12 protein-coding genes are annotated in these 13,174 nt (G+C 44.7%); 6 read left to right on the top strand and 6 right to left on the bottom strand.

Going from position 1 to position 13,174, the window contains the following annotated elements:
- Positions 1-83: 83 nt before the first annotated feature.
- Positions 84-1,415 carry an anaerobic C4-dicarboxylate transporter gene (locus tag NL647_RS04435; RefSeq protein WP_005446939.1) on the bottom strand — a complete coding sequence of 444 codons (1,332 nt, stop codon included), beginning with the start codon at positions 1,413-1,415 and terminating at the stop codon, positions 84-86.
- Positions 1,416-1,805: 390 nt separating this feature from the next.
- Here NL647_RS04435 and NL647_RS04430 point away from each other — a divergent pair, with 390 nt between their 5' ends.
- Together NL647_RS04430 and NL647_RS04425 are read left to right on the top strand one after the other, a co-directional pair.
- Positions 1,806-2,546: a siderophore ferric iron reductase gene (locus tag NL647_RS04430; protein WP_253649704.1), complete on the top strand. Its 741-nt coding sequence runs from the start codon at positions 1,806-1,808 to the stop codon at positions 2,544-2,546.
- A gap of 88 nt (positions 2,547-2,634) precedes the next feature.
- The gene (locus NL647_RS04425; protein WP_301339155.1) at positions 2,635-4,806 is read left to right on the top strand and encodes a TonB-dependent receptor; all 2,172 of its coding nucleotides are present in this window, start codon (positions 2,635-2,637) and stop codon (positions 4,804-4,806) included.
- 71 nt (positions 4,807-4,877) lie between these two features.
- Here the strand turns inward: NL647_RS04425 and NL647_RS04420 are convergent, their stop codons facing one another.
- Entirely contained in the window at positions 4,878-5,066 is a 189-nt protein-coding gene (locus NL647_RS04420) for a DUF2986 domain-containing protein (protein WP_029789301.1), read from the bottom strand.
- A gap of 72 nt (positions 5,067-5,138) precedes the next feature.
- On the opposite strand from NL647_RS04420, the gene NL647_RS04415 reads away from it, so the two are divergent.
- On the top strand, positions 5,139-5,648 hold the full coding sequence (locus NL647_RS04415; protein WP_029789302.1) for a GNAT family N-acetyltransferase: 510 nt from the start codon (positions 5,139-5,141) through the stop codon (positions 5,646-5,648).
- Positions 5,649-5,888: 240 nt separating this feature from the next.
- On the top strand, positions 5,889-6,287 hold the full coding sequence (locus NL647_RS04410) for a nitrous oxide-stimulated promoter family protein (RefSeq protein ID WP_005446930.1): 399 nt from the start codon (positions 5,889-5,891) through the stop codon (positions 6,285-6,287).
- 7 nt (positions 6,288-6,294) lie between these two features.
- Here the strand turns inward: NL647_RS04410 and NL647_RS04405 are convergent, their stop codons facing one another.
- Entirely contained in the window at positions 6,295-7,680 is a 1,386-nt protein-coding gene (locus tag NL647_RS04405; RefSeq protein ID WP_253649703.1) for an MATE family efflux transporter, read from the bottom strand.
- Between the two features lie 52 nt (positions 7,681-7,732).
- Here NL647_RS04405 and NL647_RS04400 point away from each other — a divergent pair, with 52 nt between their 5' ends.
- On the top strand, positions 7,733-8,629 hold the full coding sequence (locus NL647_RS04400; RefSeq protein ID WP_239924779.1) for an AraC family transcriptional regulator: 897 nt from the start codon (positions 7,733-7,735) through the stop codon (positions 8,627-8,629).
- Between the two features lie 106 nt (positions 8,630-8,735).
- Here NL647_RS04400 and NL647_RS04395 read toward each other — a convergent pair whose 3' ends face one another.
- Both NL647_RS04395 and trxC read right to left on the bottom strand, forming a co-directional pair.
- Positions 8,736-9,896 carry an MFS transporter gene (locus NL647_RS04395; protein ID WP_005446927.1) on the bottom strand — a complete coding sequence of 387 codons (1,161 nt, stop codon included), beginning with the start codon at positions 9,894-9,896 and terminating at the stop codon, positions 8,736-8,738.
- Between the two features lie 176 nt (positions 9,897-10,072).
- Positions 10,073-10,507 (bottom strand): thioredoxin TrxC, encoded by a 435-nt coding sequence (gene trxC, locus NL647_RS04390; RefSeq protein WP_253649702.1) that lies wholly within the window; start codon positions 10,505-10,507, stop codon positions 10,073-10,075.
- Between the two features lie 165 nt (positions 10,508-10,672).
- On the opposite strand from trxC, the gene NL647_RS04385 reads away from it, so the two are divergent.
- Positions 10,673-11,770: a ketoacyl-ACP synthase III gene (locus tag NL647_RS04385; RefSeq protein ID WP_017189083.1), complete on the top strand. Its 1,098-nt coding sequence runs from the start codon at positions 10,673-10,675 to the stop codon at positions 11,768-11,770.
- A 69-nt stretch (positions 11,771-11,839) separates the two neighbouring features.
- On the opposite strand, the gene NL647_RS04380 is transcribed toward NL647_RS04385, so the two are convergent.
- On the bottom strand, positions 11,840-13,165 hold the full coding sequence (locus tag NL647_RS04380; protein WP_009700468.1) for a DUF1501 domain-containing protein: 1,326 nt from the start codon (positions 13,163-13,165) through the stop codon (positions 11,840-11,842).
- Positions 13,166-13,174 lie beyond the last annotated feature (9 nt).

Below are 13,174 nucleotides of genomic sequence, written 5' to 3'. Positions count from 1 at the left end.
AGCTTTGAGAATAAAGAAAGGGCGAGTCACTTCAGGCTGTACATTAACGTACAATGACTCGCCCCGAACTATAAGTTGGTTAGTTACGAAGGAATGATCATTTGTCCTAGCACGTAACCCAAGCAACAAGCGCCAATCACACCAATTAAACCCACAGACATGAATGAGTGGTTGAAGTACCACTTACCAATCTTAGTCGTACCTGAAGTATCGAAGTTTACTGTCGCGATATCAGAAGGGTAGTTAGGGATAAAGAAGTAGCCGTAAACCGCAGGCATTAAGCCGATAAGCAGTGCAGGGTCCAAGCCTAGTCCGAGACCAACAGGTAACATCATACGTGCTGTTGCTGCTTGAGAGTTCACTACTACTGATACGATGAATAGCGCGAGTGCGAACGTCCAAGGATAGTTGGTTACCATTTCAACAATGCCGGACTTGAATTGAGGCATCGCGTATTGGAAGTAGGTATCTGACATCCATGCAATACCGAAGATAGCAATTGCTGCCACCATGCCGGATTTAAAAACTACGCCGTTTGGCACATCACGTGGGTCGGTTTTGGTCGCAAGCAAAATAATACCGCCGAAGCAGAGCATCATCATCTGAATAACCACAGCCATGCTGATTGGCTTCGCGCCATCGACGATGGTTCGCACTTCCGGCCACATCGCAATAACGACGATCACAAGAATCGACAGAATGAACAGCAAAACAGAGTTGCGTGCGCTCGCTGGAAGCACTTCGTCCAAAGAAGTTGCCGTTGTGTTTAAGATTTTCTCACGCCAAACCGGATCTTTTAGACGCTCTTGGTACTCTTCGTCATCTTCAAGCTCTTTACCGCGTTTTAAGCTGTATAGCGACATCAACAGCGTACCAAACAAAGTTGCTGGTACTGTTACGAGAAGAATCGATAGCAAGGTGATTTCGTGTTGAATGTCAGACAGCTGTGCTAGGTAGTAAACCACAGCGGCTGAAATTGGTGATGCCGTGATTGCGATTTGAGAAGCAACGGATGCCGCAGCCATCGGACGCTCAGGGCGAATGCCGTTTTTCAACGCAACGTCGCCAATGATTGGCATGATGGAGTATACCGCGTGACCAGTACCAAGTAGAAAGGTCATAAAGTAAGTGACGAACGGTGCAATGAGGGTAACGCGCTTAGGGTTTTTACGCAGTACGCGCTCGGCTACCTGCAACATGTATTTCAAACCGCCAGCGGCTTCAAGAATGGAAGCACAAGTAACCACCGCAAGGATGATCAGCATTACAGTGACGGGTGGGGAGGTTGGTGGCATCTTGAAGATAAAAACCTCAATGACCAAACCAATACCTGAAACAACACCAAGACCAATGCCGCCATACCGTGAACCGATATACAGCATCACGAGCAAAAATAGAAACTCAAGATACAACATGTTTAATTTCCTTATTAGAAACAGGGACTTTTATTGTTTCTATATTCAAGAAAAAAATACTTAGCCTTGTTCACATTCCATTTCATAGGAAATAGTAATGTCTAATAATTGGGAATAACTCACGCTACGGAGCCAAAGTGTTACGCTGCCTTTGAGCTGGTGTTGTTGGAATGTTTTTATCCACTAGTTCTGACGTTAAACCGAACCATTTTGGTGCATCTTCGCGGTTTAATGGTTTATTTTGCTGCCGTTTATTTGGGACTTTTTATTGATTTTAATGCCCTGTGGCACGTCAAAGTGACACAGTGTAAACATTACTGATAATTATTTGCATTGAGTGCTTGGCTTGCGTATAACTGCGTTCAAACAAAAACGTACGTAAACACAACAATGTCTGAGCAGTTTTTTCCGCAACTCTTCCATTACTCAAAGGAAGTCACGCCATTCTTACACGGCAGTATTGGTGAGATTGGTGCTAGTGCAATCCATATCGATAACAACATCAATCCAATTGTACAATCACTCTACCAATCGCTTTCTCAAGCGCATCCTGAAGCGGGTAAAGCCTATTGGCTAACTCGAACATGGGACCTGCTTTGTTGGCAGCCTATGTATGTGGCATTCATTTCGATCTATGGATTTCACACTTTGCCAAATCTACGGGGGATGGGGCAATACGTGCAGCAAGGGTTTGTCACGGGTTACCGCTTTGCTGATGAACAGCATATTCATGGTGAAATTGAAGAACTGATTGTCGAAGCTGGTAAGCAAATACGTGCACTTTATGACTTCTATCAGATTCAAATGAGTGATTGGACTCGCATACGCCCGGGCTTTACTCATCAATTGATGTCTGATGGTGTGATGGCATGCTTGGTTCGACTCCAGCAACATTTTCCTCAATTTAGTGACGAGCTCATTCACCAGCATGCCAAGTTGTGGTTGGAAGCACTTGGGTTAAGTTCTGAAAACACATCATCCCTGTACGCTTTTTCAGACGAGCGTCCTTTGAAATTAGTCCGAAAAAGCTGCTGTTTAGTCTACAAATGTGAAGGGCGAAAACTGTGCGAAGATTGCCCTCGAACAGAGGAAAATAAGCAACTCGTCAAATCTCGAAGTGTCGCAAAGTAACAAACGTATAACATATGTAACAGTGCTCGATCTGTGATTGAGAATGAGTATTATTGTCGACTCTGTAATTTATAAAAAGATAAAGACAATGATAAAAAGGAAGTTTTCTTTAAATCTCATCATGCTTGCGATGAGCAGTGGCTATGCAATGCAAGCGCTTGCAGAAGAATCTAACATAAGCGAACAAAGTAATGCGGATGAACAAGTAGTAGTGGTTGGCAGTGTTATGCCTAAGTCCATTTCAGACATTCCAGGTACGGTTTGGTTCGTTGATCAAGAGCAGATCGCTCAACAATACCGAGCAGGAAAAAACCTTGGTGACATCTTATCGGCAACGATTCCGTCATTAGACGTTGGTACGGGTGGTCGAACTAACTACGCGCAGAACCTCCGTGGGCGTGCAATGTTGGTTATGATTGATGGGGTGTCATTACAATCCTCACGCCCAATCAGTCGTCAACTCGACGCGATTGACCCATTCAATATTGAACGTATTGAGGTGTTATCCGGTGCGACATCGATATACGGTGCCGGCGCAACGGGTGGTGTGATAAATATTGTCACAAAGAAAGCGACGTCAGATGAACTTGCATTTGAATCTTACGTGAGCGGTACGACCGGTTTTAATGGTGGTGACGATTTTGATTATAAGGTTGCCCAATCTGTCTCTGGCGGAAACGACAAAGTAAGTGCGCGTGGTTCGGTGGTGTACGGCGAAACTCAGGGTTTCTATGATGGTAATGGTGACATTGTCACGCCGGACATCTCACAAGGTTCACTGCAGTACAATTCAACGCTTGATGTGATGGGCTCTGCGGAGATTCAAACGTCAGATGAAAGCCAACTTAGCCTAGTTGCGCAATACTATGATAGTCAACAAGACTCGCCTTATGGTCTGTACATTGTGGGGCGCGATTTCGTCGATGTACGTAAAGGATTTGAATCTGACCGCCAACACGGCACAGAACGTGTTCTTCTTAGTGCAAGTTACAGCCATGAGTCTGTATTAGGTCATCAATTGATTGGTGAGTTGTCCTATCGAAGTGAAGACCAAACTTTCACACCATATTTCCAAAGTGCTTCTCAGCAAGAAACAGAGGTTTTTGCAGGGCGTCTGGCGTTAGCGAAGAATTGGAACGATTTTAATCTTATCTATGGTATTGATGCTTATCTTGATCGTTTCGACAGTAACCAAGCACTCTTCGATTCGACGATTGCTAATAATTCTGGAAACTTGATAAACAAGACGTATGCACAAGTTGGTCGTTACCCTGGTGTAGACGTGTCTTCTTACGCATTGTTTATTCAAGGGGACTACCAAATGACTTCGGATTGGTCTGTACAAGCAGGTTATCGCCATCAATACATGGATAACAAAGTTGATGACTTTGTCGCTTATAGTGTGCAGAAGAAGATTGCTGCAGGAGCGGGAACGTCGGCTGATTCAGTACCAGGTGGCAGTACAGATTACTCAGTTAACCTATTCAACCTTGGCACTATCTATCGGTTGAATGATGAGTCGCAAGTTTGGGCTAACTTCTCCCAAGGTTTCCAACTGGCGGACCCAGCGAAATACTATGGTCAGGGCAGTTACGATGCAGTAGATGCAAATGGTCATTACGCACTAAAGGACAGCATCAATGTATCTGATTCTAAATTGTCAGGCATTAAAACGGACAGTTACGAAATTGGTTACCGTTTAGATAAGGAAGCGTTGTCTCTTCAAGCAGCGGGTTATTACTCGTTGTCAGATAACTCAATCAAATACGACCGTAAAACTTTGCTGATTACCAGTGTGGATGACGAGCAACGTGTGTATGGTACGGAAGCAAACATTAACTACTGGGTAACCAGCGATATTCTTGTTGGTGCTTCTGGTCATTATGTCGTATCTGAACTGAAGACCAATGGCAAATGGGAAGATTTGAGTGCTGGTAAGGCAAGTACATCTAAAGCGAACGCTTGGGCAGCATGGTACCAAAACGATTACTCTGTGCGTCTACAAAGCCAAACTATGTTCGATTACGAAGATGATGCGAACAACAAGTTAGATGGATACACAACATTTGATTTGCTAGGCAGCGTGATACTGCCTGTTGGTCAATTAGGATTCGGAATCCAAAACCTGTTTAACGAGGATTACACCACGGTGTGGGGACAACGTGCGCAAATCCTGTACGCAACTCACTATGAGTCTGCTGCTTATGACTATAAGGGAAGAGGTCGTACGTTCACGCTTAACTACAGCCTTGAGTACTAAAAGTCCGTATCTGAGATACAAATAAGCACGTTAAATTTGGATAAAAAAAGCCGCGTTATGCGGCTTTTCTTTTATGCTTCGTCTGTTGCTTGAGTTTCTTCAGTGGTTTGTGAAGTTTGCTCATTAGCTTGCTGTTCCGCTTCCATCTTCGCGCGTTCTGCTTTTGAGATGTAGCGAGGCTTATTGCTCTTATGAAGCTTTGCATTTTGTTTTTTCTGCTTCGCTTTTAAAATCGAATTAATTTTCTTCTTGCGGTTCATGGTGTTGGTCCTTTAATTTAGCGGGGCAGGATAGTGATTTTTCCGCCAAGTTACAACCCTAATGGATTCCCTATGAAAACACTTACTACCAAGCGCCTCACACTGCGTCTTGTCAGTGTAGAAGATGCGCCGTTTATTTTAGAACTCTACAACCAGCCAGACTTTTATCGTTTCGTCGGTGACAAACAAATTCGAACCCTAGAAGAAGCCAAGCGTTACATCCAAGATAACATGTTAAGAATGCAGGAACTTAAGGGTGTCAGTTTGCTGGTGGTTGAAACCAACCATGATAAACAGCCAGTTGGCATTTGTGGTTTGGTTAAACGCGATACATTAACAGCGTTCGATATTGGTTACGGTTATCTGCCTAGCGCTTATGGCAAAGGTTACGCGAAAGAAGCCGCAAGTGTCGTCGTGGATTTTGCTCGTGAGGAAATGAATGTAGAAAACTTGGTCGCTATCACCAATAATGACAATATTCGCAGTATAAGTTTGCTAGAAAAATTGGGTTTTCAGTTTGAACGCGTTGAGCAGACTTACGATAATGGTCGAACTTTACAGCTCTATACGATGGAGTTGTAACCAGATAAGTAACTTAAAGCCTTATTGTTAAGGTCTCTGGGTTATACCAAGTAACCTGAGATACTAGGTTCAGCGTGAATGACTTAGATTTTTAGTCAAACAAATGGCTACGTCAAACAACTTGGAAAGAGCTTGCTATTACACGGTTTAGTTTTCTTTGCTCTCGAATCAATGATAGGGCTCTGAATCCTGCATCTTGAAGTCACTTGGGTATGAATCTGTTTTAGTTAGAGGAAAAAAATGAGCGACATTTTGTTAGGTAAACTCGCCACTGAATTTAAAACCGTCAAGGCGATGGTCGAGGTTTACTGTAAAGACCACCATGGCACAAAAGGTGAGCTATGCGCGGAATGTCGCGAATTGTTAGAATATGCGGAAGTTCGGCTTGATCGTTGTCCTTACGGAGAAGACAAGCCGACTTGCAATAAATGCCCAATACATTGCTACAAACCCGAGCCTAAAGAGCAAATGCGTTTAGTGATGCGTTATTCAGGACCGAGAATGTTACTCAAGCATCCGATCTTAGCGATTCGGCACTTGGTGCATGAGAAGCGTGAGGTTCCAAATAAACCAGCTGCAAATGTGTCGAATCGCCACAAACGAATGAGTGCAGAACGCGAAGCCAAGAAGCCTAGTTAAAAACGTACTAAGAAGTCGTAACAACGGTGAGATTCTTGATCCAATACTTTTGCGTGTATCGACGATAACACAGTGCCAATTTCACTACTTCTTCTGCGATCATTAGTGCGTAAACGTATTTAAACTCCCAGTCTAAGACGAACGCGGCGACGGCGCACAAAGGCAATCCAGTCATCCACATCGCGATAAAGTCCATGCGTAAACAAAAGACGTTATCGCCACCAGCTCGAATAATGCCGTTTATGATGATCATGTTGAGCATGCGGAGCCAAATCGCGCTACATAAAATCACGACTGCGGGTGCCGCGAGTGGGTAAAGTTCTGGGTTATCTAGGTTCAATGCTGCAATGATTAACTCTCGATTTAGTAGCAGTAATGCACCAATCGAAATACCAAACACAAACACCGCTTTAATGAAGAAGCTTGCCATGTGCTGAGCTTGCTCAAAGGCATCACGCCCTAACGACTGCCCAATCATCACTGAACACGCAACAGAGATTCCAAAAAAGATGGAATAACACAGAGATTCGAATGGACCTAACATGCTAAACACCGCGAGTTCTGTCGTGCCCATGTGACCAAAAATCATTTGATACACCATCGTACCAATGGCCCAAAGTAGCGCGCCTAAGGTCATTGGTAATGCCAAACGGCGATAAGAGAGCCACAAAGAGGGGCGTTCAGACCCTTCTTTTACTTCCAATAACCAATGTTTACGCCAACGCATATAGCCAATCATGGCTAGCACTTGGAATAAGCGAGAAATTGTCGTCGCTAATGCCGCACCTGCAACACCCATTGCAGGTATACCTAGCACGCCTTTAATGAGCCAAAAGTTCAGAGCGATATTGAGCACAATAGTCATTGCTCCCATTAATAGCGGAGTGACGGTGTCACCAGAAGAGCGCATGCTGGCTTCTAATACAATAATGATGTGAGTCAGTAGCAACACAGGGAACGCATACCAAAGGTAGGTAGAACCAAGGTCAATGACTTGAATATCGCTGGTTTGTAGGCGCATGATCACTTCGCTGCCAACTGTGATAACTAGAGTGACAGGAATAAGCACCTTTAGACCAAAACGAATCGCAATACCAGTGACGGTTTTTGCACTTACGGCATCGTCTCGTCCCCAATATTGCGCAACAAGTGTGCCATTTGCAGATGCTAAACCTGCCATGATCATAATGGCGACAAAATGCCATTTTGATGCAATTCCCACAGCTGCGGTTGCTTCTTTACCAAAATCGCTAACCATGAGAACATCGGCTAAGGCAAGTATTGCTACCAAAGCACTCTGGATAGCGACAGGAAAACCCAAACGGACAATCTGCTTAAGTAGCCCGTTATATAAAGGGTTAGCACTATTTTTGATACCAATGTTCTTTGCCATAGTCACTCCTCAAATTTTGAGAGGAATATAAAGCGTATAGGAAAGGAAATACATGTGTGAAAAACCACAAAAGCTGTGCAAATCCGTCATTGGGCAATTTGCAACCAAAACGGAATGGCAAGATGACGTGTACTTGGCTCCTGCATGTAAGGAACGCTTTCTCACTTTGACAGAGATTCCTGAGTGGCATCGTGCAGACATTTTTATGGCAGGCTTGGCTGAGTTACGTGATGGTTATCATGTCGAAAGAAACAAAGTTGGTGTGCATACTTTGTTGTTTACGGTTGAAGGTGGTGGCGTTCTGATAACCCCCGATTCTGTCAAAGAGATAGAACCTTATACGCTGACCATTTTGCCTGTCGATACGTGCTTTCGGTTTGAAATGAATCCTGACAAAGATCATTGGAAAATGGTTTGGCTACTACCTCAGAATGCAGGTTCTTGGCGGCATCTGTCGGATCTTGGTCAGACGGTCATGCCTTTCCAAGGTTCAGAGCAAATTTGGGCGTTAATGACCTTGCTCTACAATGAGATAGGCGGTCGTACTGGTTTTCGTCAGTTATTGATCAGCGAAGTACAGCGTTTAGTCAAAAGCGTCGAAACGCCTATCAGTAGCTCGCTTTCTCGCGTTCAAACATTATTTAATGAAGTGGAAGGGCAACTGCACCTACCTTGGACGGTCGCCGAGATGGCAAAGCGATGTTTTATAAGTGAAGAGCAGTTGAACCGACTGTCCAAACAATTATTCAACATGAGTCCGAGGAGCAAGTTAATTGAGCTTCGCATGCACAAAGCGGCGGACTTATTACAGTATCCAGCTTGGTCGGTTGTCATGATAGCAAACCGATTGGGTTATCGTGATCCTTACAACTTCACGCACCGATTTAAAAAGTTCTACGGCAGTTCGCCAACACGTTATCGCAAGAAATTATTGGAGAATCAAAACTAATGAGCCGGTTTAATTCCCCAATGATTTAAAGAGTAGAGTATTTCAGAAACAAAAAAACGAGGGTATGAACCCTCGTTTCTTTTGTCTGGTTGGGACAGGTTAAAAATTACAAACCTGCCGCCATTTGGTGCTTGGATTTAGTTGCTGCGATTAGCATGTAAATGCAAGTTGCAAGTAATGCTGCAAATAAGTAGCCCAACAAACCGTGCATTTGACCCATAAATTTATCAGCAACCACTGGACCTGCTACTGAGCCCACGCTGTAGCTAAACAACATGACTTGCGTTGCAGACACGATGAAACGCTCGTCTAAGCCTTCACAACCTAGGTTAATCGCAATTGGGTATAGAGCAAATGTCGCCATGCCCAATAGGAACAACGCCACTGCCAACACCACCGCTGACGAAGAAATGAAAGTCAGTCCGATAGAGAAAATGCCAAGGATGCAGAAGAACGCCATTAGTACAGTACGTGCCATGTACTTGTTTAAGGTTGTCACCATAGGTTGAACCAACATACCGCCCAGAATCACTAACGCCATCAAAGTACCAATGTCTTGGTGGCTGATTTTACGGTTTGCGAGCTCTACTGGCATCAGACCGTAAATTGCTCCCAGAGTAAGACCAGAAACAACACAACCAATGATTGCAGCGTGGCTTAGTTTAGAAATCTGTTTGAACGACAGTGCAGTAGACTCATGGCTGTTTGGTTGCTCACAGTCGATGAATAGTAGCACTAGCATCGCCATCAAGATCAGTGTCGTGATGGCAACAAAAGGGACGCCACCACTTACGCCAAGAATGCCAATGCCAAATTGACCAAGCGCAGAACCGCCGTACAAAGAAAGCATGTATAGACTCAAACGTTTAGCACGTGAGGATTCATCGCCAGACATTAGCCATGATTCTACGATGACGAATACGCCCGCTACTGCGATGCCCGCAATAAAGCGTGCAAATAGCCATACCATACCATTAGGAATAATCGGCAAAACGATGATCGTCAGAGAAAAGGCTGCCAAGCTACCGACAAACGCTTTACGGTGTCCAACGCTGCGAACGATTCGCTCAAAGAACATGGCACCAAACAATAGACCGCCATAGAACACACTCGCCAACCAACTCGCATAATCAGCAGAGATGTTGTATTCACCAAGCATAAGAGGGATCAAGCTCATCAAATAGCCTGATGCCACTGCATAAAGAGACAGTGCTACGACAGGAACTGTGACTCGTGGTGATGCTGCAGGAATGGCTGTGTTTTCCAATGTTTTGCGCCTATAAGTTAAGTAAAAATCAGGGGTTATTCGGCGCGAATATGAGGCTAATTAATAGGCAAGTAAAACGATATATTTGAGTCGTTTCGACAAAAGTTATTTATCGAAATTCTATGAGGAAATGCTGCATAAAAACGCCAGCCCGAGAGCGAGGCTGGCGACGGGGTTTATTTGTTAAGTGCTTGATTTAGCCACTGTTCGAATTGAGTTTTTGGTAATGCTCCGTTGATCATGTCAACGCGTTGTCCATTCTTAAAAACCATGATGGTAGGGATGCTACGAATACCGAATTGAGCCGCCAATTGTTGTTGAGCCTCAGTATCAATCTTGACAAAACGAGCGTTTCCGGTCTGTTCTTGTGCGACATCCGAGAAAACAGGAGCAAAACCAACACATGGGTTGCACCATGGTGCCCAGAAATCAACCACAACTGGAGTGTCACTCTCTAGTAGTGCTGAGAAGTTATCGATGGTGCCTTCTACAGGCGCACCATCAAATAAAGCGTTCTTACATTTACCGCAACTTGCAGCTTCTGCAACTCGCTCATTAGGGACACGATTTAAACCGCCACAAGACGGGCAACGAGTTTTAAACGATGGCATGACTTCTTCCTTTATGACAACTTGATGAAAACATGACTTACCAGTCTGCTTCATAATTTGTATACTTATTTTTTAGCCTGCCGAAATACGATATGGCAGGTTTGTATTTGGACCCGAACAGGTTCTAAGAAATTTCATTAAAATACAACAATAAATAGGTCTGCGATGACAAATTACTACGCTGAAATTACTGGCTGGGGAAAATGCCTTCCACCAGCTTCGCTCTCTAACGACGACCTTAGCACTTTCCTTGAAACTTCAGATGAATGGATTCGCACCCGTACTGGTATTGAAAACCGTCGCATTAGCCACGTAAATACGTCGGACATGGCAACGGTAGCTGCGCAACATGCGATGGCTCGTGCTGGCGTGGAAGCGAGTGACATCGACCTTATCATTGTTGCGACATGCTCTCCTGATTCTCTTATTCCAAACATTGCCTCTAAGGTGCAACAAAACCTTGGTATTCGCTCTGCTGCCGCGTTTGATTTAAACGCGGCGTGTACGGGTTTTGTCTACGGTCTTGAAACTGGTACGCGTTTGATCCAGTCGGGCAACTACCGTAATGCGATCATCATTGGTGCGGAACGTCTTTCTTTCTACATCGACTGGGCAATGCGTGATACGGCAGTATTGTTCGGTGATGGCGCTGGTGCAGTCGTTCTGACACGTACAGAGCAAGAAACGGGTCTTCTGCAATCACAAATTGGTTGTGATGCAAAAGGGCGAGACATTCTCTCTGTTCCTAAGTTTGGTACATGCATGGACCGTTTCGCTGAAGACAACGGTTATTGGGATTTCAACTTTGTTGGTCAAGAGATCTTTAAACGCGCAGTTAAAGGCATGGGGCTGGCTGCGAAAACGGTTCTGAAAGCTTCAGAGTTAACTACAGATCAAATCGACGTGGTAATCCCGCACCAAGCGAACATCCGTATCATCCAAACGCTGTGTGACCTTTCTGGTATCCCACAAGAAAAAGCGTTCGTGAATATTCAAAACTACGGCAACACATCAGCAGCAACAGTGCCAATCGCATTGTGTGAAGCTCTTGAGCAAGGTCGCGTGAAGCCAGGTGATAACATGTTATTGGCTGCATTTGGCGCTGGTTTGACATGGGGCGCTGCTGTGTTGAAATGGGGTGACCGCGTAACGCCAATTGGCGAAAGTGAAGCGGCATTACCAGAAAGCGATAAGACCGCATTAGAACTTCTAGAGCGTGCAATCAAGCTATGTAATGAACGACCACGCAGCGAAGACGCTTAAATGAGATATCAAACTCAATAAATGAAAGGGAGCATAATGCTCCCTTTTTTGCGTACTGGATTGCAGCAGCTATGACATAAAGCCAAGGTTAGAGGAAGGGAAGTTGCGTATATTTGGGAACACGTAATCCATTGCTGTCCCATCAGTAATGCCCATCCATTGAGCTAAGGTTGCACCTACTTGATCAGTGCCGATTCTTGGAATCAAACGCCCTTTAGAGTAATCATCTTCACCACCTAGTATCAATTCGGGCCAAGTTCCAATTGGTTGAGAACCATTTACCGCGCCTCCCATCACAAATTGATGTCCACCCCAGCCATGATCGGTACCATTGCCATTATTTGTCATGCGTCGCCCAAAGTCAGACATGGTAAATGTAGTGACATTGTCACGCATTCCAAGTGCGTCAATAGCGCGATACATAGCGAAAAGGTTAGTCGCCAAGTCTTCTAGCAATGCAGGATGTTTTGAAAGCTGTGAATCATGAACATCGTAACCGGTATGTTTAACAAAGAACACTTGTCGTTGTTGGTTTAATTGGCTCTGGCTTGCGATAAGCTTGTAAACCGTCTGCATCTGTTTCCCTAGCGTTGTAGAGGTAAAAAGTGGCGCATTGTCGACGTTGTGCAGTTGCTCAGCTAACACACCACTCATAGTCATTGATTCATCCACCATGAGATTAAAATGCCCGCTGAATGGATTATCGGGAGAAGTGGCTAACAACTGGTCGTACACTTCTTTGTAAAGCGGGTTTCCAATCGCACTCAACTGGACGGCGCGGTCCTTTTTCAAAACTGTTTGCCTATGTTCAAGTGAGCGCAACCATAAGGAGTCACCATGAACACTGTAGAGTGGAGTAATCTCAGACGTTCGTCCCATTATGTCGAGCATACGTCCTGCCCAACCAAGGTTTGAAAACGTATCCATACCGCCACGCATCAGAGTTTTGGTCTGCGAGTTGTGAGAAAAGAGTTGATCCGGTAAGGGCACTTCGCCAGACTCGATCATCTGCTTTGACATTGGCTGTTCAAGTACGCCACTGTTCAGGACGACCGTCGCATCGCCATTTTCAAAGACCTCCGCTAATCGAGCCAACTTAGGGTGCATCCCCAAAGGCACGTCATTTCCTCGATTATCTCTGGCGTTTAAGCCAATCGGAATGACGGTATTTTTTGCGACCGATAACTTACCGCGCACGCTGGCATATTGATCATAATGAAAGTCGGAGAGTGGCAAGAAGGTATTGATTGCATCGTTACCGCCATCCATATAAACACAGATCAAAGCACGGAAGTCATTGCTCGGTGTTGCGAGTGCGTAGCCTGATAAGCCGACAGAAGCAAAAGCACCCAAAGAAGCGGTACCTTTCATAAAGTTGCGTCGTGAGAGTTTCATAATCCGCTC

This window comes from Vibrio sp. Y29_XK_CS5 (assembly GCF_024181835.1).
In the GTDB taxonomy this organism is placed as follows: Bacteria; Pseudomonadota; Gammaproteobacteria; order Enterobacterales; family Vibrionaceae; genus Vibrio; species Vibrio harveyi.
Note: the sequence above shows the minus strand (reverse complement) of the source record. Positions and strands in the feature narration are given on the sequence as shown.